The following is a 26,014-nucleotide window of genomic DNA, read 5'->3' as shown; positions in this document are numbered from 1 at the left end:
ACTCCTACTGAAACACGTAGCGGGGCAGCGTCGTTGACATGTCCAGCGAGCTGAGCAGACCGGACTTCGCATCGACCACGTACGGAATCGCGTTGACGACCCGCATGGCGGTGGCGGCCATCGCCGCATGACCGGCACCGTGGCCCGCCGCGGCACCCATCGTCATCTCGCAGTGGATGTCGGGAACGCCCTCGATGTCGACGCGGTAGGTCGCGTCGTGCTCCGAACTCAGCCAGTCCGGTGCCACATCGCGTGCCATTCGGATGATGTGCTCGACGACGATCGCCTCTCGCCCATTGATGACGCCCGCCGCTCGGGTGCAGACCGCGCCACACGTCCCTGCGGGGATGGTGCCGAAGGCCACCTCGATGTCCCGGTCGGTCAGCCTGCGGTCGAGCGAACCGCGGATCTCGGTGACCTCCGCACCGAGCCCCTCGGCGATCAACGCAATGGGCGCCTTCCAGGCCAGTTCGATGAAACCGGGCGTCTTGAGCAGCGGCTCGAAGTCGAGAGGGCGGCCGAACCCCATGCCGTCCATCATGACGTCGGCCACCGGGTAGTGGTCGTTCAGCGCGACCTCGGTGACCTTGATGGTGCGGATGGACTTGGACTGCGTCGTCATGAGCAGTGCCAGCTGGTCGGAGGCGAAACCCGGGAAGATTCCCGAGACGTAGAGCGAGGCGTTCCCCGTCTCGGCGGCGGATTCGAGCTGTTCGCGCCACTGCGGGGCGTGGTACGACGGCGGAAACACCAGGCTGGTCGACGATGTGGAGACCACATTGATCCCCGCGCCGAGCAGCTTGACGTAGTCCGGCACCGCCGCCGCGTCACGCTCGGGCCCGCTTGCCGCGTACACCACGCAGTCGGGCGCCAGTGCGATGAGCGCGTCGGCGTCGTCAGTGGCCGTCACGCCGATCGGGGCACCGCCCGCCAGCACGCCGGCGTCCGCACCCACCTTCTCCGGCGAGTGCACCCACACACCAACCAGTTCGAGATCCGGTCGACGATGCACAGCGTCGATCGCGACCGAGCCCACTCCTCCCGTCGACCAGACCACAACACGCATGGGGTACTCCGCCTCATCGGACATCGGAATCACCGTAACCTAATCTTTGTTCCAAGTTGCCCACGTTGCTGAACCAGACGAAAGCACCCTCACCCGACCGCGGCCCCTGCCAGGATCGAGACTTCGAACGATCCGGTACGACGGTCAGGGGTGTCATGCAGCAGTTGTCGGCGTGGGTGGGAGCCGGTTTCGTCACCGCGGGTGTCACCGCGGCCTTCTTCGCCGGACCCGCGGTGGCGACGGCAGACCCAGGGTCCGACTCGGGACCGAGTTCGTCCTCGTCATCGGATTCGTCATCGGATTCGTCGAGTTCGAAGTCCGACAAGGTCGACAAGGTCGGCAAGGTCGACAAGCCCAAGAAGCCAGACACTGCAGACAAGGTCGAGAAGGTCGACAAGCCGGACAAGTCCGAGAAGCCGGAGAAGGCCGAGAAACCCGAGAAGCCAGCGCCGGACGTGTCGTCCGACGTCGACGCGGACACCCCCGAGAAGGTCACGGAGCCAGAGTCCGGGAAGCCAGCGGCCAAGGAGCCCACATCGCCGCCGGAGGCGCTCGAGGAACCCGAACTCATCATCGACGACCCCGCAGACGTGGCACCGACGCCGACGCCGACGCCCGTCACCCCGAAGAAGGACACCGTCGTCGAGCAGCAGGTCGCCGTCGTCACGCCTCCCGAGGTCAAACCCGCCGACAAGGTGGAACTCGAAGCCACCGCCGCGGTCGAGGAGCCGGCCCCCGGCGTCGAACCTGCCGTGACCATCGTCGAGAAGTTCGCCAAGACTGCCGGGCAGCAATCGCTCTCGATCGCGAGTCTGACCGAGACACGGATGTCGGAGGCCGCGGTCTCCACCACCATCGCGCCTCCACCGAGGCCACTGTCAGTGCTCGATGCGATCGGATCAGCGATCGGCGCGGTCATCGGCTCGATCGTCGTGACCGTCGGATCCTTCGCGATCAACACCTTCCAGGCCCTCGAGGCGCTCGTCACCGGGCCGCCGGTGCTACCCCCGAACAGCACCGTCACCGTGCGCAGCTCGACGATCACGTTGAGCACCGGACAACGCGTGGCGGCCAACTGGTACTACCCCGAGGGTGACGTGCCGCCGGAGCGGATGATCCTGCTGAGCCACGGGTTCATGGCGCTCGGCCCGATGTACAGCTACACCGCTGCCCATCTCGCCGAGGCGACGAACAGCATCGTCGTGACCCCGACACTGCCGTCGAACTTCTTCGCCGGGGACGACCGCTGGCTCGGAGGCGACGGCATGGCCGAGGCCATCGCCGACCTCTTCGTCGGTGACCGTGAGGCGCTGACGAAGAGCGCGATCGCCGCGGGCTTCGCGACCCGATACGGACTCGACCCGGCGACCGCCGCGCTGCCGCAGAAGTTCGGCCTGGCGGGTCACTCGCTGGGCGGCCAGCTGGTGTCGGGCGTGGCGGGATATCTCGTGGACAAGGGCGAGGCCGACAATCTGGTCGGGGTCATCACCCTGGACGGTGTGCCGACCGGGACGACGCTGGCCGATACGATCGACAAGCTCGACGCCTACGAGGCAGCCGGCGGCCACTACATTCCGATCCGCGAGATCGGCGCCCCCTGGAACCTGTTCAACTCGGTGAGCAACGTCAACGAATCGCTCAACGAGGGACGTCCGGGCCGCTACAACGGCGTCGTCCTCAAGGGCGGCGTGCACATGGACTCGATGCTCGGCGGCAATCCCCTGATCCAGTTCGTCGCCTACGTGGTCGCCGGCATCCCGCGGCCGATCAACCCGCCTGCCGTCGAGTACCTCGCCGCAACCTGGTTCAACCAGTGGTTCGAGGGCGAGACCAATATCGGTGACGACCTGGTTCCCGGGTCGACGATCGACATCGTCACCCCGCGGGGCATCGCGAAGGGTGTCGTCATCGGCGCGCCAGCCCCGGCCGGATCGTCGTCGCGGACGCCGCTGATGTTCGCCGAGTCGGCGCCGACCGCGATCCCCAGTCTCGACCCCCGACTGGCGGCGCTGAGCGCTTAACTAGCGGCCAACTTAGGCAGCCCTTGCCTGACGATCTATGGTGACGTCTGAATAGAAACGCCAGCCCCCCGAAGGTGGTCACCAGTGAGTACTCAACATGCCGATGCCGCCGGGCTTCGCCTGCTGGTTGTCGGGGCGTCGTCGGGAATCGGCCACGCCGTCGCCACCAGTGCCGCCCAGCGTGGCGCGACGGTGGCCGTCGCCGCCCGTCGCACGCATCTGCTCAAGCAGCTGGCCGAGGACATCGGCGGGTTCGCGTTCGAACTCGATGTTGAGGACTCCGTGGCGATCACCCGGGTGGTCGCCGAGGCGGTCGACGCCCTGGGCGGTCTCGACGCCGTGGTGTTCACCAGCACTGCCGTGCCGTTCGCCCGCATCGAGGACACCGACGTCTCGACGTGGGTGCATGCCTTCAACGTGAACACGCTCGGCGCGAACAACGTGCTGCGTGCCTCGTTGCCGTATCTGTCCGAGAACGGTGTCGCGCTGATCGCCTCGAGCCACGACGTCGGACGGCCCCGCGCCGGTGTCGCCGCGTACGGCGCCAGCAAGGCGGCGCTCGACGAGATCCTGCACTCCTGGCGCAGCGAGCACCCCGAACTGTCGCTCATCAGGGTCGGCGTCGGCCCGACCGAGGACACCGAGATACTCCGTGGTGTCGACCGCGACCTGCTGTCCGTGCTGTTCAAGTCGTGGGTCGCACACGGTCAGCTACCCGAGCAGATGTCGGCGCTGCGAGACGTCGCGAACACGCTGGTATCGCTCGTCACCACCGCATTCGCGAACCCGTCCGTGGTGACCGAGGTGGTGCAGCTGTCTCCCCGCATCCGTCGGGCCGTCGGCAAGGCGCCCGACGCCGGCTGACTCCCTCAATGACCTAGCGAGACCCCGGCCGCGCCTGCGCTGGCCGGGGTTTCGTGCTTCTGCGACGCACCGATTGTGAACGTCACGACGAAATCCGCCCCGAAACGTCGCCAGATTCCCACTCGCCGCGAAACCCTGGCGAAACAGGGGTTTTGGTGGACTGTGCCCAGGCAGCCATCGACGGCTGTCCACACAGTCGAAAGGGACGAAACCATGCGAGTTGCACGACACACACGACGCCTGTCCACCACCCTGACAGTCGCGGCGCTGACGCTTCTCACGCCCAGTGCCATCGCCACCGCGCAGACTCCCGGCGCCGACGTGATGCCACGCGGTGGACCAACGATGTCCGCGGACGACGTCACCTGTCTGCAGTTGCCCGACGCCCAGACCAACGACATCTGTCCGTGCGTCATCCCAGCATTGCCAGCAGCCCCGGCGGACTTCATGCCGACCGCGCCGCTACCCACCGACGTCGATGTGAACAGCGTGCCCGCCGAGACCATCATCGTCAGTGGAGACTGTCGCTAGACACTCACGAGCGCCCAGCATTCGACGGGTAGGAGCACGGTTTGCGGATACTGGTGGTCGAGGACGAACCCGTCATGGCCCGAATGGTGGCGGTGGGACTGCGTCGTGAGGGCATGGCAGTCGATGTCGCGCTCGACGGCAGCGCCGCCCGCGATTTGATCGAGCTGACGTCCTACGACGTGGTCGTCCTCGACCGCGACTTGCCCGAGGTGCACGGTGACACGCTGTGCCGCTGGCTGGCCACATCGAGTGTGCGCACCAGGATCATCATGCTCACGGCCTCCGGCACGCTCGAAGATCTCGTCGACGGACTGCGTTTGGGCGCTGATGACTACCTGTGCAAGCCCTTCGAGTTCCAGGAGCTGGTGGCGCGTATCCAGGCCCTCGCCCGGCGAACAGCCGTGATGACCCCACCCCTGCTGACTCGCGCTGGCATCACCATGGACACCGCGCGTCGACATGCCGAACGCGAGGGGCGCCTGTTGTCCTTGACAGTCAAGGAATTTGGAGTTCTGCACGTGTTGATGGAGGCTGACGGTGCGGTGGTCAGTGCCGAGCAACTGCTCGAACGGGTGTGGGATGCGCACGCCGACCCATTCACCAGCGCGGTACGCGTCACCATGAGCAAGCTGCGCACCAAGCTCGGCACTCCCGACCCGATCCGCACACTGCCCGGCAGCGGATACCAACTGTGTTGAGACGCTGGACTATTCGCACTCGCGTCGCGATCGTCTTCGGTTGCGCGTTCTTCGCCCTGGGTGCAGTACTGCTCGGTGCGGTGTACCTACTCACTCGACAGGGCACCGACGCCCAGGTACTGGCGATCGCCGATAGCGTCTCAGCACCCGTGCAGTGGATGCCGGCGCAACCCATTGGCGACGACGTGGGGTTCGAACCCATGAATGCCCTCACCGTCACCGCGGTGAGCCGAGAGGTTCGCGACGCGGCAGCCCGCCAGCAGCTGATCTGGTCCGGTGTCGCGCTGGTCGCGGCCGCCCTGTTCGCAGCCGTGGTCGGCTGGTGGACAGCTGCGCGGTTGCTGCGGCCGGTGCACGAGATGACGACCACGGCTCGTCGCATCAGCGCGGCCAACCTCGACGAGCGACTGAATGCCGGCGCCCCTCGCGACGAACTGACCGAATTGGGCGAAACGTTCGACAAGCTGCTGGATCGGCTGCAGTCGGCGTTCGACACTCAGCGTCGCTTTGTCGCCAATGCCTCCCACGAACTGCGGACACCGCTGGCGATCCAACGCACACTCATCCAGATCGGGCTACGCGACCCGAGCCCCGCTGACATCGAGCAGGTCCGCCATGAACTGCTCGTGGCGAACCGCCGTAGCGAGAAGCTGATCGACTCTCTACTGCTTCTCGCGCGGGGACAGCACGGCCTGGGCTCCTACGAGCCGGTCGACCTCGCCGCCGTCGTCATCCACGAAATCGAAGCAGCCGCCGAGACCGCCCGGGCTGCTGAGGTGTCGATTCACGTGCAACGGCAACCTGCCTGCGTCCACGGCGACCCCGTGCTTCTCCCCCATCTCGTGCGCAACCTCATCAGCAACGCGATCGCCTACAACCACCCTGGCGGCACAGTGCATGTCGAGACCGACGGCACCAGCCTTGCGGTCCGCAACACCGGCCCCCAGTTGGACAGCGAGGGGCTGGCCGATCTTCTCGAGCCGTTCCGACGCGGCACCCGCACTCGGCTGAACACGCCCGGAGCCAGCGGGTCCGGCCTTGGCCTGTCCATCGTGCGGGCGATCACGACGGCCCACGGTGGCGTACTCACGCTGAGCGCCAACCCGGACGGTGGATTGACGGCCCGCGTCAATCTCAGTGCCGACGACGCGGTGGACTGACGGACGGGCGCACCGATTGTGAATCTCACGACGAAATCCGCCCCGAAACGTCGCCAGATTCACAAACGCCGGAACACCGACGCAAAAACCGCCCTTACCTGAGTGAACAGGAGGGCGGTTATGGCGGTGGCGGAGGGATTTGAACCCTCGGACGGGGGTTACCCGTCACACGCTTTCGAGGCGTGCTCCTTAGGCCGCTCGGACACGCCACCGTGGGGCAGCCTACCGGGAACCCGGCCGGAGCCCATAATCGCCCGGCTCATCGCCAGCCCTCGGCTGTTCGCGCAAGCGCTCACCGCTGGCGCGCGAAGAACTCCACCAGCGGCGCGGCGCATTCCTCCTCCAAAACCCCACCCCGAACCTCTGGGCGATGAGTGAGCCGACGGTCGCGCACCACATCCCACAGCGAGCCGACCGCACCGGTCTTGGGCTCCCACGCCCCGAACACCACCCGCCCTACCCGGGCCATCACCAGCGCTCCCGCGCACATGGTGCAGGGCTCCACGGTGACCGCCAGGGTCGTGCCCTCGAGGCGCCAGCCGTCGCCAAGCACGCTGGCGGCCGCCCGCATCGCCAGGATCTCGGCGTGCGCGGTCGGATCGCCCAACTGCTCCCGGGCGTTCACGGCGCGGGCCAGTTCGATGCCATCTGCGGAGAACACCACCGCCCCGATCGGCACATCACGGGGACCTGCGGCTGCGGCGGCCTCGAGCGCGCTACGGATCAGCTGCTCGTCGGCGGTCACCGATCGAGTTTGTCCAGCACTGCCAACATCTCGTCGGCGAAGCCCATCTCCTGGGCGATCCTGGCGAGCTGCTCGTCGGCGTAGTCGTCCTCGTCCAGGATGATGCTCAGCACGCTCTCGCTCAGCCCGATGTCGGCCAACACTCCGAGATCACCCTCCTCGAAGGGGTTCTCGTCGTCCAGATCGTCGAGGTCGATGTCACCGTCGAGCTTCTTGAGCACCTCTTCGGCGATGTCGTACTCCAGCGCCGCCGTCGCGTCGGACAGGAACAGGCGCGTACCGGCCGGAGCGGGTCGCACGATCACGAAGAACTCGTCGTCGACGTCGAGCAGCCCGAAGACCGCCCCAGCGCTGCGTAGCTCGCGAAGTTCGGTCTCGGCTGAGCTGAGACTGGTCAGCGCCGCAGGGCGCATCGCCGAACAACGCCACTTGCCGTCCTCCCGGACGACCGCCACACCGAAGCCTTCCGGGAGGTCGGCGGCCTGGTTCTTCGCCTGTGCGCGCTGTGCTCCCATGAAGTAGACGCTAGTCCCAGATGTGGGCCTTTGACCAGCGGCGAGGTCAAGCCCAGCGACTTCGGTGGACTACATCAGCCAAGGATGTGCCAACCTTGGAACGTGACATCACCGGTGTGTGTTCTGGGCCTGGGACTGATCGGCGGTTCCCTGATGCGGGCTGGCAAAGCCGCCGGCCGCGAGGTGTTCGGCTACAACCGCTCCATCGACGGCGTCGAGGCGGCGCGGTTCGATGGGTTCGACGCCTCAGATGCCCTCGATGACGTGCTGACCCGGGCCGCGCTGGCCGACGCCTTGATTGTGCTGGCCGTTCCGGTGCCGGCACTGCCCATCATGCTCGAGCACATTCACGCAACCGCGCCGGACTGCGCGCTCACCGATGTCACCAGTGTCAAAGGTGCTGTCCTGCAGGCAGTCCAAGGTCACGGCCTGGCGGCTCGCTTCGTCGGCGGACACCCGATGGCCGGCACGGCGCAGTCCGGCTGGGCCGCCGGTGACACCCGGATGTTCGCCGGAGCACCGTGGGTCATCAGCGTCGACGACGACGTGGACCCGCAGGTGTGGGCGACGGTCATGCACCTGGCGCTGGACTGCGGTGCCTTCGTCGTCCCGGCCCGCTCCGACGAACACGACACCGCGGCCGCCGTCATCTCGCACCTGCCCCACATGCTCGCCGAGGCGCTCGCCGTGACGGCGGGAGACGTGCCGCTGGCGTTCTCGCTGGCAGCGGGATCGTTCCGGGATGGCACCCGGGTCGCGGCCACCGCGCCCGATCTGGTGCGGGCGATGTGCGAGGCCAACTCGGAGCAGCTGCTGGGCTCGCTGAACCGGGCCATCGAGCTGCTCTCCCAGGCCCGCGACGGTCTTGCCAGCACGGGCTCGGTCGCAGAACTGGTCGAGACAGGGCACGCGGCCCGGATGCGTTACGACAGCTTCAGTCGCCCACAGATCCTGGCGACGACGATCGGTGCGCCCGACTGGCGCGACGAGCTGGCCGCCGCAGGCCGCGCGGGTGGCGTGATCAGATCCGCTCTGCCAGTCCTGGATAGTCGAGGATGAACCCGTCGGAGTCGACGGTGAGGGTGGTGTCGGCGACCGGGGACTTCAGCCTCAACCGCTTGCCGTCGTTCGAGTAAGTGGTGACCTCGAGGTCCACCGAGAGGTCGGGCACGCGCACGTAGACCACAGGAAGCGACACGGTCTCGGCCTTCTTGTGCAGCCCCGTGCGCCGGATCGGCAGTGCGTTGAAGAACGGGCTGAAGATGACGTCGACGTCCAACGCGCCCTCGTAGACCGCCCGGCTGGTCTGGTTCTGGTGGTCCTGGACCATCCACATGTTCTCTTCGTCCCGGGCGATGGACAGCTGGCGCTCGCGCTCGGCAAGAGTGACCGTCAGGGACAGCCTCTTGGTGGCTCCGGTCTCATCGGTGATCAGGTCATACGAGGCGCTGAAGGCGGGATGCGACGCGGTTGCCGCGGCGACTATCCGGCCGTAGGCCTTGACGCGGTTCCCCGCGAGCTGGACCCGGACGGACTCCATCCTGGACATGTCGTGCGCTCGCCACGTCAGGACTGCCGGCCACGTGCCCTCGGATTCCTTGGAGCGGGCTTCTGCACTCACTCCTCTACCGTAGGCGACGCGCCCCGTCGTTCGTAGCCACCCTGGGAACTGGCCCCGGATCGATATGAGGTAGCGCTCTCCAGTGCGATCTCATCGGCGATGAACGGCTGCGGCATCCGCCGCATGCGGTCGGTCCCCGGCTCGGACAACCACACCGCGAAGGCCAGCGCGGCGTCCAGGATCAGCGCCAGCGCCGTCACCGTCAACGCCCCGACCAGAGCGAGGTAGAACTCGCGCACCTTGATGCCGTCGATGAGGTAGCGGCCGAGACCTCCAAGGCTCGCATATGCAGCAACGGTGGCCGTCGCGACGATTTGCAGTGTCGCCGTGCGCAGTCCGCTCAGGATGAGTGGCAACGCATTGGGCACCTCGACGCGCAGGAGCACCCTTGATTCCGTCATGCCCATCGATCTCGCGGCGTCGACCACCGCGCGGTCGACGTTCGCGATACCCGAGTAGGTGCCCGCCAGCAACGGCGGGATGCCCAGCAGCATCAGCGCGACGGTCGGCGGGATCAGCCCGAGCCCCCACAGCAGCACGCCGAGCAGCAGGACGCCGAGGGTCGGCAGGGCGCGCAGGGCGTTCACGCCGGTCACGACCAGGAATGTGCCGCGGCCGGTGTGTCCGATGATCATGCCGATCGGGATGGCGATCAGCGCCGAGAACAGCACCGCGACGGCGGTGTACTGCAGGTGCTCGAGGACGCGCGCGGTCAGCCCCGCGGGCCCGGCCCAGTTCTCGGCGGTGAAGATGAAGGACAGCGCCTGTTGCAGGAAGTTCATCGGGCGCCCACCTTCGCCTTGCCACCTGTGCGCGCCCATGGTGTCGCGAGCTTGCCGCCCAGCATGATCAGGGTGTCCACCACGACGGCGACGACGAAGATGGCGATGATGCCCGCGATGATCTGGTCACTCTTGTCGGCCTGGTAGCCCTCGGTGAACCAGGTGCCGAGACCGCCGATGCCGATCACCGAGCCCACCGACACCATCGAGATGTTGGTGACGGCGACGACACGCAGACTCGCGACGAGGACCGGGACGGCCAGGGGCAGTTCGACTTTGAGGATCCGGGTCAGCGGCCTGTAGCCGATGGCCGTCGCGGCGTCGAGGACCGCGGCCGGCACGGCGTCGAGCGCCTCGGGCACGGCCCGTACCAGAAGCGCGACGGTGTAGAGCGTCAGCGCGACGATGACGTTGGCCTCGTCCAGGATCCGGGTGGGGATGATGAGCGGAAGCACGACGAACAGCGCCAGCGACGGGATGGTGAAGATGATGCTGGCGGTCACAGTGGTTACCCGGCGCAGCAACGTGGTGCGGTGCACCAGCGCGCCGAGCGGCACCGCGATGAGCAGTCCCAGCACCAACGGCACCAGTGACAGCCACAGGTGGATGAGCGTCAGCTCCCACGCGTCATCGAGGTGAGTGAGGAGGTAGTTCACCGAGCCTGTTCCCCCCACGGATCGCGGGGGCGCGCCTTCAGTGCCTCGATGACGTCATCGGCGCTGACGCCGCCGATCACCTGCTTGTTCCCGTCGACGGCGACTCCCAGCCCCGACGGGGACGACAGCGCGGCATCCATCGCCAGCCGCAGTGTGCCGTCGGGGACGAACAGCGAGCCACCGGCGATCGAGCTGTCGTACAAGGAATTCCCGCTCCTGTGCAACGCCACCCCGTCCCTGTCGATCCACGCATACGGCGACCCGTCGGGCCTGATCACCAGAGCCCAGTCGCCCGCTGCGAGTTCCAGGGCGTCGATACCGGCCTCGTCGACCGTCCGGATATCGTGCAACGGCAGGTCGTTGGCCTTGGCGAACTGCAGCCCGCGGTATCCGCGGTCGGCGCCGATGAAGCCTGCGACGAAGTCGTTGGCCGGATTGGACAGCAGGCGTTGGGGTGCGTCGTACTGCTGCAGCACGCCGCCAGGCCCGAACACCGCGACCTTGTCACCGAGGGTGATGGCCTCGTCGATGTCGTGCGTGACGAAGACGATGGTCTTGCGCAGTTCGCTCTGCAGCCGCAGGATCTCGGTCTGCAACTCCTCGCGCACCACGGGGTCGACCGCGCTGAAGGGCTCGTCCATCAACAGGATCGGCGGGTCCGCGGCCAGCGCCCGTGCCACACCGACGCGCTGCTGCTGACCGCCCGAAAGCTGTGCCGGGTACCGGTTGGCGAGCTTGGGGTCCAGGCCGACACGCTCGAGCACGCCCAACGCGTTCTTGCGTGCGGTGCGGCGGGACTCGCCCTTGAGCACCGGCACGGTGGCCACGTTGTCGATCACCTTCAGATGCGGCATGAGTCCCGCACTCTGGATGACGTAGCCGATGCCCAACCGCAGCTTGACCGCGTCGACCTTGGTGACGTCCCTGCCGTCGACGGTCAGCGTGCCCGAGGAGGGCTCGATCATCCGGTTGATCATCCGCATCGACGTGGTCTTACCGCATCCGGACGGGCCGACGAACACCGTCAGCGTGCCGGCGGGCACCTGCAGTGTCAGATCGTCGACGGCGATGGTGCCGTCCGGGTACCGCTTGGTGACGCCCTCGAATGCGATCACGGCAGATCATTCCCCATAGCCGATATCCCCTAACCTGAAAGCGGTTTGTCGAATCCGTTGTCCTGGATCCACTTCCGGGCCGCTTCATCGGGATCAATGCCGCTGTTGCCGGATGTGGCGGTGTTCATCTCGACGAGTGCCTCGGTGGACAGCTTCGCCGAGACCGCGTTCAGGACGGTCTTGAGTTGGTCGGACATCTTCTGCGACGCCACCAGCGGAACGACGTTGGCCGCCAGGAAGTTGTTCTTCGGGTCCTCGAGCACCACGAGATTGTTCTGCGGTATGGCGGGCGAGGTGCTGAAGATGTCGGCGGCGGTGACGGTTCCGTCGACGAGCGCGCGGACGGTCGCGGGACCGCCGCCGTCGCTGATCGAGACGAAGTTGGCGGGTGCGATGTCGAGTCCGTACTTCTCCTTGAGGCCCGGCAGCCCCTCGGCGCGGTTCAGGAACTCCGACGGCCCGCCGAACTTGACCTCCGGTGAGTGCGCGGCGAGGTCGGCGATGGTCTTCAGATTCCACTTCTGGGCGGTCTCGGAGGTGACGGCGACGGTGTCCTGGTCGTTGGCGGGCGACGGCGTGAGGATCGCGAGGTCGCCCGGCAGTGCGTTGTACAGCGCCAGCAGCACCGCGTCGGGGTCGGTGACCTTGTTCTCCTTGTCGAAGTACTGCAGCAGATTGCCGGTGTACTCCGGGATCAGATCGATCGAGTGGTCCTTGACCGCAGGCACGTACGTCTCGCGGCTGCCGATCCCGAACTGGCGACTGACCTCGAAACCGTTGGCCTCCAACGCCTGTGCGTAGATCTCGGCGATGATCTTGGACTCCGGGAAGTCCGCCGAACCGACCTTGATGGTCTTGAGGTCGCCCGATATCTCCCCGCCGCCCAACGGATTGGCGCTGCCACACGCGGCGACGAGGAGCAGGAGAAGCGCGGCCAAGACCGCAAGACCTCGGTGTTGCACCGTGCTACGCGCCGGATTCATCCGAACGTCCTTTCGACGTCACTTGCCACTGAGCGACCCTAACGGCCTTTCACCCTCGGTGCCGGGGTTTGAATCACCGTGTAACGCCGATGTCGCAAACAGATCTACCCCCACATTGCGGGTTTCATTCGTGCTCGAGAGGGGCAAGATGGAGCCATGAGCACCGACCCGCACTTTCCGCCAGCAAATCATGGCGGATTTCAACCCCAGGACCCGGCAGTCCCGGGTCCACCGTACGTCGATGCCAGCCACGCTCCCCCACCGCAGGTGAACACCTTGAGGTTCACCAGGGCCGCCGCCCTGTGGGCCGCGCTGATCATCGGTCTCATAGTGCTGATCATCCTTCTGGTGTTCATCACGCAGAACACCGAATCCGTCGAGATGACGTTCATCGCGTGGCACTGGCGGCTACCTCTGGGCGTGCAGATCCTGCTGGCCGCAGTGCTGGGCAGCCTTCTGACGGTCCTCGTCGGCGCTGCGCGCATCGTGCAGTTGCGCCGCGCCGCCAAGAAGAACCTCAGGGCGGCTCTGCGTTAGCAGCTCACCCGATCGACACCAGCTCGTCAATGGAGTCGTGCGGGAGATCGCCGTCCACGATGGCGGTCACGATTGTCGAGTTCAGGGTGATCGACCCGTTGTGGTTGTCCAGGAACGCGGTGTCGGCGGCGTCGCGGCCGGTGCTGATCCGCACCAGAGTCTGGCGAGGCGCCAGCAGGGTGGCGTCCACCACCCGCCAGTGACCGTCGACATACGCCTCCGCGACGGCGTGAAAGTCCATCGGCACGCAGCCCGGCGCATACACCGCGACGAGCCTGGCGGGGACGTTCACCGCACGCAGCAGCGCAACCACCAGGTGCGCGTAGTCGCGGCACACACCCGCGCCCGCCAGCAGGGTGTCGACGGCTCCGTCGATCGGGTCGGAGGACCCCGGTACGTAGTGCAGACGTGTCCCCACCCACGACGACACCTTCGTCAGCAGAGTCTCCGAGTCCAGGTAACGACCGAACTCGGTGGCCGCGAAGCCGAAGAACTTGTCCGCCTCGGCGTAGCGACTGGGCCTCAGGTAGGTCGACAGGTCGATCTCGGTGATCGGGGCGGGGTCGCTCTGACCGATGATCGTCGCGCGGTAGCTGGCCTGCAGACTGCCCGGCTCGGCGTCGAACTTGTGAATGCGGTTGCCGTGGTCGCCGATGATCTCCTTGGCCTGAATATCCTTGCCGTTCAACGTGAATGACAGCGACTCGATGACCTCTGCCCCGGGATGAGGGGCGACTGCGATCTGAAACTCGAGCGTGGTGGCCGCGGCAATCCACACGTCGAGTTCGACGCCGACGTCACGCTTCAATGACGGCATGGGAGACCGCCTCTCTTTTGATGGGGATTCCCGCAACGGTACGGGATCGGCCGGTTGTTACCCCACCACGGAACTGCCCAAACCGCGCGATGGTCAGCCGAGTTCGGACAACCCCATCGCGATGCACGGTGCGACGGCCGCGCCGACCTTGTCGCCGTAGTCCGTGCTCGCTTCACGATCGCCGTTCGCGGCTCCGGCCCCCATCCGTTCGCGGTACTGGATGCCAGCCGCGATGATGCCCAGCTTGAAGTACGCCAACGCCATGTAGAAGTCCCAGTGCGCCAGCGGCTGGCCGGCCGCCAACGAGTAGCGGTTGGCGAGATCCTCGGCGGACGGGATCAGGTCCGACGCCCACGCGGCGTCGGCGTGCACGTTGTCGAACGTCGGATGGCGGTAGACGCACATCAGGGCCGCGTCGCTGAGCGGATCGCCGAGCGTCGACATCTCCCAGTCGAGCACGGCGCGCACCTTCGTGGCGTCCTCGGCGTCGAGCATGGTGTTGTCGATGCGGTAGTCGCCGTGCACGATCGCGCTGCGGCTCTGCGGCGGGATCCGCTCGCCGAGCTTGGCGTGCAGCAACCTGACGTCGGCGTCCCGCGGATCGTCGTCAGTCTTGACCAGGTCCCACTGCGAACCCCAACGCCGCACCTGGCGTTCGAGGTATCCGGTCGGCTTGCCGAAGTCGCCGAGGCCCACGGCCTCCGGGTCGACGGCATGCAGGTCCGCCAGGACCTTGATGAGCGCGTCGACGCACGCGTGGATGGTGGCGTCGTCGCCGAGCGCCCGGAGTTCGTCGGTGTGCCGCACAACCCGTCCCGGCACGTACTCGACCATCTGGAACGGCGAACCGAGCACGGAGTCGTCATTGCGCATCGTCACCGCGTGCGCCACCGGCACGGGGGTGTCCTCGAGGGCTGCGACCACCTTGTACTCGCGCGCCATGTCGTGCGCCGATGGCGTCAGCCCGTGCAGGGGCGGCCTTCGCAGCACCCACTTCGACGCATCGTCGAACACCAGGAACGTCAGGTTCGACCGACCGCCGGAGATCAGTTCGCCGTGCAGCTCACCGGCGCACGGGATGCCGATCTCGCGCAGGTGGCGGTCCAGCGCGCCGAGATCGAGGCCTTCGAGTGGGGTCACCGGATCTGTCTACCACTGCCCCGATGAGCGGTTCACGCAGGCGCTCACCACGGAAGATTCCGTGGGAGCAGGTCCCAAACGTGCTCGATGGAGTTGACGCCCGCGACCCCGAGATCGCCCCTGCGTGACTTCAACACCCGGGTGATACCCGCATAGTCGACCTGAACGCACAGCAGCCTCGGCGTCGACATGATGTCGTGCACCAGCGCGTTGATGACGCCACCGTGGCTGAACAGGGCGACGGTGTCCTCGTGGGCGGCGGACTCGACGATGTCCTCGATACCCGCCCGGACCCGCGCGATGAAGGCACCCTCGTCCACGCCTCCGGGAAGGTGGCCGTCCATGAGCCGCTGAATATCCTCTTGAGACGCCTGCTCGATCGGGGTGTAGTGCTCCAGGTCGCGGTCGTATTCGGCCACCCGGTCCTCCACGTCGATGGTCAGCCCGAGAGCGTCGGCCACCGGCTGCGCGGTCTGGATCGCGCGCCGCTGCGGGCTGCTGACGATCCGAGTGATGGGGAACCGCGCCAGCGCGTCGGGCAGCCTCTTGGCCTGTGCGATGCCCTCCTCGGACAGGTCGGGGTCCGAACCCTGGCCGGGCTCGCTTCGCAGCGGAAGCGCATGTCTGATCACCAACAGTTGCATGTGTGCCACCATATGGCCCGTGCGCGCATTCACCTCCCCGGTGTGTAACGCCCACGCCTCGTTCGAGACCCAGGACGTCACGCTGGGCTGCAACTGGCTGGTACCGATGGGCAAGAATCCGTTGTACCCGTTCGACATTCCACCACCGGCGGTGACGAAGCCGGGCTTCGTGCACCGCGTGGTGCGTGAGACGGCACAAGCGAGGAGATGAGATGGGTTATGCCGACGAGCTGTTCGACCTGACGGATCGCGTGGTGTTGGTGACCGGCGGTAGCCGCGGACTCGGACGTGAGATGGCGCTCGCCGCCGCCCAGTGCGGGGCCGACGTCGTCATCGCCAGCCGCAACCTCGAATCGTGCGTCATGACGGCCGAGGAGATCTCGGCGTCGACGGGCCGGGCGGCGTTCCCGTACCAGGTTCACGTCGGCCGCTGGGATCAGCTCGACGGTCTCGTCGATGCCACGTACGAACGCTTCGGCAAGGTCGACGTCCTGATCAACAACGCAGGGATGTCGCCACTGTACGAGTCGCTGCCGTCGGTGAGCGAGAAGCTGTTCGACTCGGTGATGAACCTCAACTTCAAGGGCCCGTTTCGGCTGACGGCGTTGGTCGGGGAACGCATGGTCGCCGCCGGGGGCGGGTCGATCATCAATGTCAGCACCAGCGGCTCCCGACGTCCTGATGCGCACATGCTGCCCTACGCGGCGTCCAAGGCCGGCCTGAACGCGCTGACCGAGGGTTTCGCGTTGGCCTTCGGGCCGACCGTGCGCGTCAACACCTTGATGCCGGGTCCGTTTCTGACCGATGTCAGCAAGGCCTGGGACATCGAGGCCACGACCGCGGGTGTGCAGCACTTCGCCCTCAAACGCCTCGGCAATCCATCCGAGATCATCGGGGCCGCATTGTTTTTGATGTCTGACGCATCGAGTTACACCAGCGGATCGATCGTCCGCGTGGACGGCGGAATGCCCTGACCCCTAGGGCGTGATGATGTCGAACCCCGGGTTGGGCCTGTCCAGCACGCCCAGCAGCGCCGGGAGTGCGCTCACGTCACCCGTGACGTCCACGCCGGGGGACGTGACGTCGCCGGCGGCGAACGCCAACAAACGCAGCTTGGACGCCAACGTCACCGTGGCGCCGGCGGTCGTCGGATCGGCGGCGACCCTGCGGTGCACCAACACCCCGTTGCGCAGCGTCAGCCGGTAGTTGGTCGCGAGGTCGCTGAACGTCACGTCAATGACGAGGTCGAGGTCCCATGCCCGCGGCCCGTTCACGTTGATGGCGAACGCGTCGAACATCTGCTCCGGCGTGAGCTGTGCCATCAGCGACGGCGACGCCGTCTGGGTCGGCGTGCCGAAGTTCCCCTCCCTCAGCTCGGTGGCACCGGACAGGAAGAAGTTGCGCCAGACCGCGTTCTCGGCACCATAGGCCAGCTGCTCCAAGGTGTCGGCGTACAGCGCGCGCGCTCCCTCGTGCTGCTGGTCGGTGAAGATGGCGTGGTCGAGCAGTGTTGCGGCCCAGCGATAGTCACCGTCCTCGACGGCCTGCTGGGCCAGCTCGACCACCCGGTCCAGTCCGCCGATGGCCTCGACGTACCGCGGGCCGATCGCCTCGGGTGGATGCGCCCATAGCCGGCCGGGGTTGCCGTCGAACCAGCCCATGTAGCGCTGGTACACGGCCTTCACGTTGTGGCTGACCGAGCCGTAGTAGCCGTGGGTGTGCCAGGCCCGCTCCAGCGCGGGCGGCATCTGGAACGTCTCGGCGATCTCGATGCCGGTGAAGCCCTGGTTGAGTTGACGCAGCGTCTGGTCATGAAGGTAGGCGTACATATCGCGTTGCAGCGAAAGGAATTCGACGATGTTGTCCTTCCCCCACGTCGGCCAGTGATGGGACGCGAACACGACATCGCTGCGGTCGGAGAAGGTGTCGATGGCCTCCGTCAGGTATCCCGACCAGCCGTGCGGGTCGCGGACCAGTGCGCCGCGCAGCGTCAACAGGTTGTGCAGGTTGTGCGTCGCGTTCTCGGCCATGCACAGTGCACGGAACTTCGGGAAGTAGAAGTGCATCTCGGCGGGCGCCTCGGTGCCTGGCGCCATCTGGAACTCGATCTCGATGCCGTCGATCGTGTGCGTCTCACCAGTGGACTTGATGTCGACCGTCGGCACGATGAGGGCGACCTCCCCGGTGGACCCCACCTGACCGAGCCCGCAGCCCACCTGGCCCTGCGGTCCTCGAGCGAGCACCGCGCCGTACATGTACGAGGCGCGGCGGGCCATGGCCGTGCCGGCATAGACGTTCTCCTGCACGGCATGTTCGGTGAAGTGCTCGGGCGCGATGACCGCGACCCTGCCCGCATCGACGTCGGCCTGTGAGGTCACGCCGAGCACGCCACCGAAGTGGTCGACGTGGCTGTGCGTGTAGATGACGGCCACGACGGGCCGGTCGCCGCGGTGGGTGCGGTACAGCGCGAGTGCCGCAGCAGCGGTCTCGGTGGAGATCAGCGGGTCGATGACGATGACGCCGGTGTCACCCTCGATGAAGCTGATGTTGGACAAGTCGAGGCCACGTACCTGGTAGATGCCCTCGACGACCTCGTACAGGCCCTGCTTGGCGCACAGTTGCGATTGCCGCCACAGGCTCGGATGCACCGACGTCGGCGCGTCACCGGTCAGGAACCCATAGGAGTCGTTGTCCCACACCACTCTGCCGTCGGCGGCCGTGACGACACACGGATCGAGTGCGCCGATGAAACCCCGGTCGGCGTCGTCGAAGTCCCGCGTGTCATCGAACGGAAGGGCGCTGCGGTGTTCGGCATGTGCGGCCTCGATGGCACCGCTCGGCGGCTGCTGGTTCATGCCGTCGAGGCTGCCATCAATGGCGGCGCATGGCGCTGAAACGGCGGGGAATTCACGTCGGGTCGATCTGGTCCTGGTTTGTCGGGGGGTCCGCGTAGTGTCGAACACATGTTCGATGGACTCGTGAGTGTGGACCCAGACAACGCCAGCCAGGCGGCACTGGTCGAGCACATCGCCGCACTCGAGCGACTCAAGTCCGCCGCCGCAGCCGAACAGGCCAGAGCCACCGCCGCCCTCGACACCGCCCGCCGCGCCGCCGAGGAATCCGCAGGCATCCCCGCGGCGAAACGCGGTCGCGGCCTGGCCAGCGAGATCGCCCTGGCCCGCCACGACTCCCCCACCCGCGGTGGGCGGCACCTCGGATTCGCCCGCGCCCTGATCCACGAGATGCCCCACACCCTGGCCGCCCTGACCGCCGGCGCCCTCTCCGAATGGCGCGCCACCATCATCGTCCAGGAATCCGCCTGCCTCGACATCGAGGACCGTCGCACCCTCGACACCCAGCTGTGCGCCGACCTCACCGCACTGGAAGGCAAGGGCGACCAACGCATCCGCGCCGACGCCAAATCCATCGCCTACCGCCTCGACCCCCACGCCATCGTCGACCGCGCCGCACGCGCCGAGAACGAACGCACCGTCAGCATCCGCCCCGCCCCCGACACCATGACCTACGTGACCGCACTATTGCCCATGGCCCAGGGCGTCTCGGTCTACGCCGCCCTGCGCCGCACCGCCGACACCACCCACGACGAACGCGGCCGCGGCCAGGTCATGGCCGACACCCTCGTCGAGCGCATCACCGGCCGCCCCGCCGAGGTCCCCGCCCCGATCGCGGTCAACCTCGTCATCACCGACGACAGCCTGCTCGCCGACAGCCCCGCACCCGCACGCATCACCGGCTACGGCCCCATCCCCGCCCCAATCGCCCGCCTCCTCATCAGCGGCGCCGTCAGCGACCGACGCTCCCGAGCCACCCTGCGCCGCCTCTACAAGCACCCCCGCAGCGGCGCACTGGTGGCCATGGAGTCCCGCTCCCGACTGTTCCCCAAGGGCCTCGCGCACTTCATCGACCTCCGCGACGACACCTGCCGCACCCCCTACTGCGACGCCCCCATCCGCCACCACGACCACGCCCAACCCCACACCCGCGGCGGCCCCACCACAGCAACCAACGGCCTCGGAGAATGCGAACTCTGCAACTACGCCAAAGAAGCCCCCGGCTGGACAGTCACCACCGAACACCACGAAACCGGCTCTCACACAGCCGAGTTCACCACACCCACCGGCGCCCGCCACCACTCCAAAGCCCCACCACTACCCGGCGTGACCCAAGGCGACCTCAGCGACATCGAATACGAACTCGCCAAAGCGCTCAGACCCGTCGCCTAACCGCGACCCTCCAACCAGATCCGTCCCCGTCGCGTCGACGCCTGGGACAACCATGCGTCCTGAATCAGCTCGGTCAACTCCTCGAGTCCGACGCGGTGCAGTTCGCTGGCGCGAACGAGGACGGAGCGGTGCCTGTTGAAGTGATCGGTGGTGAAGAACGGCGATTCGGGATCCTGCACCAGCGCCAGCTTGTCCGCCTCGGACTCCACCCAGATGACGATGACGTCGGGGAATGGCGCGTCGGGGCGTCGGGTGCGGAAGAACACGAACGACTTCCCGCCCACCTGGTAGATCGCGTTGCCCTTCGGCCCGGCCGCGTTCGTCACGTGCGGCATCGCCGCAGCGATGCGATGGACGTCGTCGACGGTCGCGGGGCGGTCATTGGGGCGGTCATTGGGCCGGTCATTGGGCCGGTCATTGGGGCGGTCATTGGGCCGGTCATTGGGCCGGTCATCCGCCCAATCAGACATGGTGCAGCACAACCTCGGTCAGGGTGCCGTCGCTGACCGTCGCGGTCATGTAGGTGCAGAACGGCTGGCGACGGCGATCGGTGGGCGACCCCGGATTGAGCAACCGCAGGCCGGTGTCGGCAGTCGTGTCCCACGGGATATGGCTGTGACCGAACACCAGCACATCGGTGTCCGGATACAGCCTCGCCATCCGGGCATCCCGCCCGCCCGAGGCTCCCGTCTCATGCGTCACGGTGAACCGCACACCACCCAGGACCTCGTCGGCGCGTTCGGGAAGTCGACGGCGCAACTCGTCACCGTCGTTGTTGCCCCAGCAGGCCACCAAGCGTCGGGCCCGGCGTTCAAGGTCATCCAACAGTGACGCGTCCACCCAGTCACCAGCGTGGATCACGACATCGGCACGCGAGACCTCGGCCCACACCGGGGCAGGCAAGTCCTTGGCGCGCTTGGGCACGTGCGTGTCCGCGATCAGCAAGAGCCTCACCCCGACAGGCTATCGTGCGGCCCCGGTGCTCAAATCGGTTGAAGCATTGCTAAGCAGCGACGCGAGCGCGCACTATATTCTTCCAGCAAGAATCGGTGGGCCGCGATCTCTCGAGCAACGGTCCGCCGAGCTGAGAGGACACATGCCCACACCGCGAAGCCGACTGGTGGCCGCGGCCGCCGGAGGGTTGCTCGTCGCGTATGCCGGGTGGTTGCTGTCGGGCCTGGGTGGCGCGGCGGCGAACTCCGTCATCGCCGATCTGGGCGCCCTCGTCTTCAGCGCATTCGCGACCGGATGCGCGGTCGCCGCTGCCAGACGTGGCCGCGGCCGACAGCGCGGCGCCTGGACGTGCATGGCCGTCGGACTCGCGGGCTGGGTTGTGGGGGACGCGATCTGGGCCTACTTCAACCTGGTGGACCACATCGATTCGCGGACGCCCACATGGGCCGACCTCGCCTACCTGGTCCTTCCCGTCGGCGTCTGCGCGTCGGCGCTCTTCTCCCCGCACGGCCGCAATGCCCGCGTTGGTCTGCGCTTGGTCCTTGATGGGCTGATCGTCGCGGCATCGACGTTCGTGGTCCTGTGGGTGCTGGTCCTGAACGACGTGTTCACCTCGACGACGGCTTCCGGTGCCGAGGTAGCACTGTCGGTCGCCTACCCGTTCACCGACCTGATCATGATCGCCATCGCCTTCATGCTTCTGACCAAGGGTCTCAAGGGATTTCGTTTGTCGATCGGGTTCCTCATGGTCGGCATGCTGCTCGTCGGGGCGGCCGACGCCGCGTACGTCTACCTCGCCGCGAACGACCGCGATCCCGGAAGCCTGGTGCTCGTCGGATGGGCCAGTGGGATGTATCTGGCCGGCCTTGCCGGCCTGGCGGCCCGTCCCCGGAGGGAACCGATAGCGTCGCGGCCACGTCCGCCGTCGCACCTCACGCTGTGGCTGCCCTACCTGCCCGTACCGTTCGCAATCGCTCTCGGCGCCCGCGAGCTGTGGCCGACCGTCGGATACGCCGGACCCATCCTCGTCGCCGGCGTGACGCTGATCCTTGCCGCCTTGATCCGCCAGTTCCTACTTCTCGATGAGAACCGCGGCCTGCTCGTCACGCTGGCGGACATCTCGCTGCGCGATCCGATCACCGGCCTGGCCAACCGCGCGCTGTTCAACGACCGGTTGACGCACGCGATGCAGCTGCGGGTGCGCAACGCCGTGCCGGTCGCGGTGCTGCTCGCCGACATCGATGACTTCAAGCTCGTCAACGACAGCCTGGGGCACCCCGTCGGTGACCTACTGCTCCATGCCGTTGGCGACCGCATCCGGGAGAACGTCCGCGAATGGGACACCGTCGCACGTCTGGGCGGCGACGAGTTCGCGATCCTCATCGAGGACGGCGCCGCGACCGCCGATGCGGTCGCCCGCAAAGTCGTCGACGCGTTCGCCGAGCCCTTCGTGATCGACGGCCGCGAACTCTACGTGCGACTGAGCGTGGGCCTGGCGACCGCACCGGCGACGGGCGATGCCGACGTGACCACCGATGAGTTGTTCAACCGTGCCGACCTCGCCATGTACTCCGCCAAGCGCGACCACATCGCGGACGTGCGGACCTTCACCCCCGACATGCGGCTGCAGGCCACCCACCTGCCCCTGCCCAGCCGTGGGGCCCGAACCGGCAGGCGTGACGGCGTGGCGCGAATTCAGCTCATCAACGATCTGCGCCGTGCGATCGACGAGCACGAACTCACCCTCCTCTACCAACCCAAAGTCAGCCTGGAGACCGACGAGGTCGTGGGGGTCGAGGCCCTCGTCCGCTGGCCACATCCAGACCTCGGCACCCTCGAACCTGCAGACTTCCTGCCGTTGGTCCGGCAGAACGGACTCATGGAGGCGGTCACGGATGTCGTGCTGGCCCGCGCACTCGAGGACGCGGCGGGCTGGCACGCGGCGGGCGTCCACATCCCCGTCGCGGTCAACCTCTCGGCGCCGTCGCTGAACGACGAGTCCACCCCCGACCGCGTCCGCGTGGCGCTCGCCAGGCACGGCCTGACAGCCGATGCCTTGACGGTGGAGATCACCGAGGATCTGCTGCTCGCCAGTGTCGAGCGCGCCCGCACGGTGCTGAACCGACTCCGCCAGTCGGGCATTCGGGTGGCGATCGACGACTTCGGCAGCGGCTACTCGACCATGACCTACCTGCACGAGCTGCCGATCGACGAACTCAAGCTCGATCGTCACTTCGTCGCTCCGATCCTGGACGACGAGCGCGCCGCGGCGATCGTCCGCTCGGTCATCGAACTGGCAGGCACCTTCGGCCTGTCCAGCGTCGGAGAGGGTGTCGAGACGAGAGCCGTCGCCGATCGGCTCCGGGAGTACGGCTGCGACCTGGCCCAGGGGCACTACTTCAGCCCGCCCGTACCCGTCCAGGCCGTGCACCTGGGCCTATGGGGCCCGATGCTGGACGCGCACCGCGTCCCGCCTACTGCAGCTGCTCGGCCATCCGGGGCATGATCGCCTGCAATCCCTTGAACGGACGCATCATGACCTTGAACGAGTCGATGCGGTCGTCCTCGTTCCACGTGATCATGTCCACGCCGTTGACGTAGATGCCGTCGATCGTGGCCGCGAACTCCAGTACCGCCGAACGCTCCGCCGACCACTCCCCGACATAGTGAAAGTCGGTTCCCGCGAACACCTTCGCCGCCGCGTTCAAATACATCGCCGTCTTGGCGCGGCCCTCCTGCGGCGAGAAGACCGCGGGCGAGAAGAACACCACGTCATCGGCCAGCAGAGCATCGAGGACCTCGGGGTCATGGCCGCCGTCCAGGAAAGCGTGCCAGCGTTCGATCACGGGTGCTGTCATACCAATATGTTCGCAGGCGCATAGCTCGTCTGCTGCGGGACCACCACGATGTATCCGATGTCCTTGAGGATGGCGAGTTCGACGGGACTCAGGACCCGCACACTCAGGCCGGTCCCGGTCTTGGCGTTCATCATCTTCTCGTTGGCACCAGTGAACGTCTTATCGTCCAGGTGTGCCATCGAACTGCCCGACTCGTAGGGGTCGGGCGTGAAGAGTGGGACAAGTCCGCCGTAGGCGGCGACGGCGTTGGCACCGCCGAAGTAGAAGCCGCCATTGGCACCGGTCAGGTAGTCGTCATAGGCGGTGTCCCACTTGAAGTCAGCGCCGATCGGCTTCTGCCCGCCTGCGGTCACGATGAAGCTCGAGAACACCGGCCAGTACTGGCGTGGGTTCTCCTGCCGCACGCGGGAGGTGAAGCCGAAGGAGTGCATCAGTTCGTGCATCGCGACGGCCTTGAAGTCGTACTCATCGTCACCCACGACGTCGCCCAGCGCCCAGTCACTGTCGAAGTTCCAGTCGATCTCGCCGTCGGCCTCAGCGCCATTCGAGTCGACACCGTGAATGAGCTTGTTCTGCACGACAGTGCCGAAGAAACCCGGTGAAGTACTGACGAGGTCACTGGAGGCGGCCGCCAACGTGGACGAGGATGAGTCGTCCTCCCCGGTGACGTCGTAGGTCAGGATGACCGGCGCGTTGACCATCAGGTAAGCCGCGACCGCAGTCGCCGACCTGTGCAGCGCGTCACGACGTTCCTGGGTCCAGTACTCGGCCCCCGTCGTGTAGTTGAACGCGAACTTGATCGCGCCCTGGTTGACCAGCGTGCCCGCCTGGGTGCCACCGCGGAACGGCTCGAACAGGTTGACGTGCAACCCCTGGTCCTGCGCCACGATGACGAAGCTGTCGACGCCGTTGAAGTCGGCGCCGGGCGTGTACGTGAAGGTGCCGTCGTCGTTGAGCGCCACGGTGCCGAGCGTCGGGCCCTTGACCACGCGGTAGACGATCCGGTCGCCTTCCGGATCCACCGCGTCGACGCGGCCGGTGATCGGCCCCGACGACTGGCCCGTCACCTGAATCGGGGCCACCGCCGGCGCCAGGTTCAAGAAGGTGCGGCGTACCGCCCACACCGCACCCTCCATGTGCCACTTCAACTCGGTGGGCACCGGCAGCGAGTCAATCCACCCCGTCGAATCGGACGTCCACGCGATGATCGACCGGCTGATGAACTCCTTGCGCGGATCCTGGTGGGCCTCAACCTGAAGCGCCCACGGAATCACCGGATCGGCCGCGGCAACGACCGGGGACCCCGAAACCGGCGCGGACTCCGGCTCAGCCTCGGCGGCAGGGGTCTCCACGACCTCGGGTGCCGCCACCGCCACCAGCGAGTCCCTGGGCGTGCTGACGGCCGCCACGGTCGGCGCGCTGGCAGGCGAGTCGTTCGATGCGGGGGTTGAGACGACCGGAACAACCTCGGGCTGCGTCACGGTCGGTTCGACGATTTCGACGTCAGGGGTTTCGGGCTCGACGGTCTCGGGCTCGGTGGTCTCGGGCTCGGTGGTCTCGTCGGTGTCGGTGGTGTCGGTGACCGAGTCGTCGGCGTCGCTGGTGTCCTCGGCGTCCGCGTCAGCCTTCGAGCCCGTGGGCGAGGATCCGACCTTCGAGATCGGCTTCGCGCGCGCCGGGGACTTCGACGGGGAGCCATCCGAGCCCGCGCTGCTCGAGTCTGCGCCGCCCGAGGTGTTCGAGTCCGAACTCGACGACTGGCCCGAGTCGTCGGCGAGAGCGACACCCACTTGCGGGCCAGCCAGCGAAAGGGCGAACAGCGCCGCACTCACACCGGCCGATGCGGCCCCGAGCTGTAGCCAGCGTCGGACACCGAACTCCGCAGACCGACGACTCGCGTGCGCACCCGCCATTATTTGGCCCTTCCGTCAATTGTTTAGAGGAAGGTATAACGCCGCGATCGGCAGCGCAGCAAATTACATCGGCAAGTCGAAAATCGAGGCGCGTTCCATTCGGATAAAGGTCTGTCTGCACGCGGGGCGTTGCCACCAGACACCGGCGCC

The 26,014-nt window shown here is 66.9% G+C and carries 27 protein-coding genes and 1 tRNA gene; 11 read left to right on the top strand and 17 right to left on the bottom strand.

All coding sequences use genetic code 11. The annotated features are described in order from the left end of the window. Window positions 1–4: 4 nt before the first annotated feature. A complete protein-coding gene (locus tag ACZY0X_RS20330) occupies window positions 5–1,090 on the bottom strand; it encodes an NAD(P)H-dependent amine dehydrogenase family protein (RefSeq protein WP_463772938.1) in 1,086 nt (361 codons plus the stop codon). A 131-nt stretch (window positions 1,091–1,221) separates the two neighbouring features. On the opposite strand from ACZY0X_RS20330, the gene ACZY0X_RS20325 reads away from it, so the two are divergent. The 5 genes from ACZY0X_RS20325 to ACZY0X_RS20305 all read left to right on the top strand — a co-directional run bounded on the left by ACZY0X_RS20325 (window position 1,222) and on the right by ACZY0X_RS20305 (window position 6,340). Then, window positions 1,222–3,087, top strand: a complete 1,866-nt coding sequence (locus tag ACZY0X_RS20325; protein WP_463772937.1) for an alpha/beta hydrolase — start codon at window positions 1,222–1,224, stop codon at window positions 3,085–3,087. A gap of 84 nt (window positions 3,088–3,171) precedes the next feature. Continuing rightward, the gene (locus ACZY0X_RS20320) at window positions 3,172–3,951 is read left to right on the top strand and encodes an SDR family oxidoreductase (protein ID WP_463772936.1); all 780 of its coding nucleotides are present in this window, start codon (window positions 3,172–3,174) and stop codon (window positions 3,949–3,951) included. A 213-nt stretch (window positions 3,952–4,164) separates the two neighbouring features. After that, a complete protein-coding gene (locus tag ACZY0X_RS20315; protein WP_463772935.1) occupies window positions 4,165–4,482 on the top strand; it encodes a hypothetical protein in 318 nt (105 codons plus the stop codon). Window positions 4,483–4,523: 41 nt separating this feature from the next. Further along, complete coding sequence (locus ACZY0X_RS20310) at window positions 4,524–5,180, top strand: response regulator transcription factor (protein WP_463772934.1); 657 nt, start codon at window positions 4,524–4,526, stop codon at window positions 5,178–5,180. Then, entirely contained in the window at window positions 5,174–6,340 is a 1,167-nt protein-coding gene (locus tag ACZY0X_RS20305; protein ID WP_463772932.1) for a sensor histidine kinase, read from the top strand. The genes ACZY0X_RS20310 and ACZY0X_RS20305 overlap by 7 nt, the downstream gene beginning before the upstream one ends. 121 nt (window positions 6,341–6,461) lie before the next feature. Here the strand turns inward: ACZY0X_RS20305 and ACZY0X_RS20300 are convergent. The 3 genes from ACZY0X_RS20300 to ACZY0X_RS20290 form a co-directional block, all read right to left on the bottom strand. Continuing rightward, window positions 6,462–6,552, bottom strand: a tRNA-Ser gene (locus ACZY0X_RS20300). An 80-nt stretch (window positions 6,553–6,632) separates the two neighbouring features. Then, window positions 6,633–7,085 carry a nucleoside deaminase gene (locus ACZY0X_RS20295; RefSeq protein ID WP_463772931.1) on the bottom strand — a complete coding sequence of 151 codons (453 nt, stop codon included), beginning with the start codon at window positions 7,083–7,085 and terminating at the stop codon, window positions 6,633–6,635. Beyond that, entirely contained in the window at window positions 7,082–7,600 is a 519-nt protein-coding gene (locus ACZY0X_RS20290) for a tRNA adenosine deaminase-associated protein (protein WP_463772929.1), read from the bottom strand. Before ACZY0X_RS20290 ends, ACZY0X_RS20295 begins: the two co-directional genes overlap by 4 nt. A 114-nt stretch (window positions 7,601–7,714) precedes the next feature. On the opposite strand from ACZY0X_RS20290, the gene ACZY0X_RS20285 reads away from it, so the two are divergent. Further along, a complete protein-coding gene (locus tag ACZY0X_RS20285) occupies window positions 7,715–8,659 on the top strand; it encodes a prephenate dehydrogenase (RefSeq protein ID WP_463773378.1) in 945 nt (314 codons plus the stop codon). Here ACZY0X_RS20285 and ACZY0X_RS20280 read toward each other — a convergent pair. From ACZY0X_RS20280 to ACZY0X_RS20260, 5 genes are read right to left on the bottom strand one after another with little or no spacing between them, the layout of a single operon-like run. Continuing rightward, a complete protein-coding gene (locus ACZY0X_RS20280) occupies window positions 8,622–9,221 on the bottom strand; it encodes a putative glycolipid-binding domain-containing protein (RefSeq protein ID WP_463772928.1) in 600 nt (199 codons plus the stop codon). The genes ACZY0X_RS20285 and ACZY0X_RS20280 overlap by 38 nt on opposite strands. After that, window positions 9,218–10,003, bottom strand: a complete 786-nt coding sequence (locus ACZY0X_RS20275) for an ABC transporter permease (protein WP_463772926.1) — start codon at window positions 10,001–10,003, stop codon at window positions 9,218–9,220. The genes ACZY0X_RS20280 and ACZY0X_RS20275 overlap by 4 nt, the downstream gene beginning before the upstream one ends. Further along, window positions 10,000–10,659, bottom strand: coding sequence for an ABC transporter permease (locus ACZY0X_RS20270; RefSeq protein ID WP_463772925.1), 660 nt, complete (start codon window positions 10,657–10,659; stop codon window positions 10,000–10,002). Before ACZY0X_RS20270 ends, ACZY0X_RS20275 begins: the two co-directional genes overlap by 4 nt. Continuing rightward, on the bottom strand, window positions 10,656–11,774 hold the full coding sequence (locus ACZY0X_RS20265; protein ID WP_463772923.1) for an ABC transporter ATP-binding protein: 1,119 nt from the start codon (window positions 11,772–11,774) through the stop codon (window positions 10,656–10,658). Before ACZY0X_RS20265 ends, ACZY0X_RS20270 begins: the two co-directional genes overlap by 4 nt. Window positions 11,775–11,803: 29 nt before the next feature. Next, window positions 11,804–12,757, bottom strand: coding sequence for an ABC transporter substrate-binding protein (locus ACZY0X_RS20260; protein WP_463772921.1), 954 nt, complete (start codon window positions 12,755–12,757; stop codon window positions 11,804–11,806). 156 nt (window positions 12,758–12,913) lie between these two features. Between ACZY0X_RS20260 and ACZY0X_RS20255 the strand changes: the two genes are divergently transcribed. Continuing rightward, the gene (locus tag ACZY0X_RS20255; RefSeq protein WP_463772920.1) at window positions 12,914–13,294 is read left to right on the top strand and encodes a LapA family protein; all 381 of its coding nucleotides are present in this window, start codon (window positions 12,914–12,916) and stop codon (window positions 13,292–13,294) included. 4 nt (window positions 13,295–13,298) lie between these two features. Here the strand turns inward: ACZY0X_RS20255 and ACZY0X_RS20250 are convergent, their stop codons facing one another. The 3 genes from ACZY0X_RS20250 to ACZY0X_RS20240 form a co-directional block, all read right to left on the bottom strand. Next, on the bottom strand, window positions 13,299–14,102 hold the full coding sequence (locus ACZY0X_RS20250) for a transglutaminase-like domain-containing protein (protein WP_463773376.1): 804 nt from the start codon (window positions 14,100–14,102) through the stop codon (window positions 13,299–13,301). A gap of 102 nt (window positions 14,103–14,204) precedes the next feature. After that, window positions 14,205–15,251, bottom strand: coding sequence for a phosphotransferase family protein (locus ACZY0X_RS20245; protein WP_463772919.1), 1,047 nt, complete (start codon window positions 15,249–15,251; stop codon window positions 14,205–14,207). A 44-nt stretch (window positions 15,252–15,295) separates the two neighbouring features. After that, on the bottom strand, window positions 15,296–15,895 hold the full coding sequence (locus ACZY0X_RS20240) for a histidine phosphatase family protein (RefSeq protein ID WP_463772917.1): 600 nt from the start codon (window positions 15,893–15,895) through the stop codon (window positions 15,296–15,298). 19 nt (window positions 15,896–15,914) lie between these two features. Between ACZY0X_RS20240 and ACZY0X_RS20235 the strand changes: the two genes are divergently transcribed. Beyond that, window positions 15,915–16,106 carry a hypothetical protein gene (locus ACZY0X_RS20235; RefSeq protein WP_463772915.1) on the top strand — a complete coding sequence of 64 codons (192 nt, stop codon included), beginning with the start codon at window positions 15,915–15,917 and terminating at the stop codon, window positions 16,104–16,106. Between the two features lies 1 nt (window position 16,107). Next, window positions 16,108–16,869, top strand: a complete 762-nt coding sequence (locus tag ACZY0X_RS20230; RefSeq protein ID WP_463772913.1) for an SDR family NAD(P)-dependent oxidoreductase — start codon at window positions 16,108–16,110, stop codon at window positions 16,867–16,869. Between the two features lie 3 nt (window positions 16,870–16,872). Here ACZY0X_RS20230 and ACZY0X_RS20225 read toward each other — a convergent pair whose 3' ends face one another. Continuing rightward, window positions 16,873–18,750 (bottom strand): alkyl/aryl-sulfatase, encoded by a 1,878-nt coding sequence (locus tag ACZY0X_RS20225; protein WP_463772912.1) that lies wholly within the window; start codon window positions 18,748–18,750, stop codon window positions 16,873–16,875. 108 nt (window positions 18,751–18,858) lie between these two features. On the opposite strand from ACZY0X_RS20225, the gene ACZY0X_RS20220 reads away from it, so the two are divergent. Further along, window positions 18,859–20,139: a DUF222 domain-containing protein gene (locus tag ACZY0X_RS20220; protein WP_463772910.1), complete on the top strand. Its 1,281-nt coding sequence runs from the start codon at window positions 18,859–18,861 to the stop codon at window positions 20,137–20,139. Here ACZY0X_RS20220 and ACZY0X_RS20215 read toward each other — a convergent pair. After that, complete coding sequence (locus ACZY0X_RS20215; RefSeq protein WP_463773375.1) at window positions 20,136–20,474, bottom strand: MmcQ/YjbR family DNA-binding protein; 339 nt, start codon at window positions 20,472–20,474, stop codon at window positions 20,136–20,138. The two genes, ACZY0X_RS20220 and ACZY0X_RS20215, sit on opposite strands and share 4 nt — an antisense overlap. A 127-nt stretch (window positions 20,475–20,601) precedes the next feature. Then, complete coding sequence (locus ACZY0X_RS20210; RefSeq protein ID WP_463772909.1) at window positions 20,602–21,093, bottom strand: metallophosphoesterase family protein; 492 nt, start codon at window positions 21,091–21,093, stop codon at window positions 20,602–20,604. Between the two features lie 142 nt (window positions 21,094–21,235). Here ACZY0X_RS20210 and ACZY0X_RS20205 point away from each other — a divergent pair, with 142 nt between their 5' ends. After that, window positions 21,236–23,599, top strand: coding sequence for a putative bifunctional diguanylate cyclase/phosphodiesterase (locus ACZY0X_RS20205; protein ID WP_463772908.1), 2,364 nt, complete (start codon window positions 21,236–21,238; stop codon window positions 23,597–23,599). Here ACZY0X_RS20205 and ACZY0X_RS20200 read toward each other — a convergent pair. Next, a complete protein-coding gene (locus tag ACZY0X_RS20200; RefSeq protein WP_463772906.1) occupies window positions 23,568–23,951 on the bottom strand; it encodes a nuclear transport factor 2 family protein in 384 nt (127 codons plus the stop codon). The genes ACZY0X_RS20205 and ACZY0X_RS20200 overlap by 32 nt on opposite strands. Continuing rightward, window positions 23,948–25,864, bottom strand: a complete 1,917-nt coding sequence (locus ACZY0X_RS20195; protein WP_463772905.1) for an Ig-like domain-containing protein — start codon at window positions 25,862–25,864, stop codon at window positions 23,948–23,950. The genes ACZY0X_RS20200 and ACZY0X_RS20195 overlap by 4 nt, the downstream gene beginning before the upstream one ends. Window positions 25,865–26,014: the final 150 nt, after the last annotated feature.

It is taken from the genome of Mycobacterium sp. IDUB_39 (genome assembly GCF_055419205.1).
This window is presented reverse-complemented; position numbering and strand designations above follow the sequence as displayed.

What these genes read in the sequence shown, in the direction of transcription:
- ACZY0X_RS20230 (WP_463772913.1), top strand. Translation starts at nt 16,108, where the DNA reads ATGGGTTATGCCGACGAGCTGTTCGACCTGACGGATCGCGTGGTGTTG.
- ACZY0X_RS20330 (WP_463772938.1), bottom strand. Translation starts at nt 1,090, where the DNA reads ATGTCCGATGAGGCGGAGTACCCCATGCGTGTTGTGGTCTGGTCGACG.
- ACZY0X_RS20255 (WP_463772920.1), top strand. Translation starts at nt 12,914, where the DNA reads ATGAGCACCGACCCGCACTTTCCGCCAGCAAATCATGGCGGATTTCAA.
- ACZY0X_RS20225 (WP_463772912.1), bottom strand. Translation starts at nt 18,750, where the DNA reads ATGAACCAGCAGCCGCCGAGCGGTGCCATCGAGGCCGCACATGCCGAA.
- ACZY0X_RS20220 (WP_463772910.1), top strand. Translation starts at nt 18,859, where the DNA reads ATGTTCGATGGACTCGTGAGTGTGGACCCAGACAACGCCAGCCAGGCG.
- ACZY0X_RS20325 (WP_463772937.1), top strand. Translation starts at nt 1,222, where the DNA reads ATGCAGCAGTTGTCGGCGTGGGTGGGAGCCGGTTTCGTCACCGCGGGT.
- ACZY0X_RS20240 (WP_463772917.1), bottom strand. Translation starts at nt 15,895, where the DNA reads ATGCAACTGTTGGTGATCAGACATGCGCTTCCGCTGCGAAGCGAGCCC.
- ACZY0X_RS20200 (WP_463772906.1), bottom strand. Translation starts at nt 23,951, where the DNA reads ATGACAGCACCCGTGATCGAACGCTGGCACGCTTTCCTGGACGGCGGC.
- ACZY0X_RS20260 (WP_463772921.1), bottom strand. Translation starts at nt 12,757, where the DNA reads ATGAATCCGGCGCGTAGCACGGTGCAACACCGAGGTCTTGCGGTCTTG.
- ACZY0X_RS20215 (WP_463773375.1), bottom strand. Translation starts at nt 20,474, where the DNA reads ATGCCGCACGTGACGAACGCGGCCGGGCCGAAGGGCAACGCGATCTAC.
- ACZY0X_RS20195 (WP_463772905.1), bottom strand. Translation starts at nt 25,864, where the DNA reads ATGGCGGGTGCGCACGCGAGTCGTCGGTCTGCGGAGTTCGGTGTCCGA.
- ACZY0X_RS20315 (WP_463772935.1), top strand. Translation starts at nt 4,165, where the DNA reads ATGCGAGTTGCACGACACACACGACGCCTGTCCACCACCCTGACAGTC.
- ACZY0X_RS20205 (WP_463772908.1), top strand. Translation starts at nt 21,236, where the DNA reads ATGCCCACACCGCGAAGCCGACTGGTGGCCGCGGCCGCCGGAGGGTTG.
- ACZY0X_RS20290 (WP_463772929.1), bottom strand. Translation starts at nt 7,600, where the DNA reads ATGGGAGCACAGCGCGCACAGGCGAAGAACCAGGCCGCCGACCTCCCG.
- ACZY0X_RS20275 (WP_463772926.1), bottom strand. Translation starts at nt 10,003, where the DNA reads ATGAACTTCCTGCAACAGGCGCTGTCCTTCATCTTCACCGCCGAGAAC.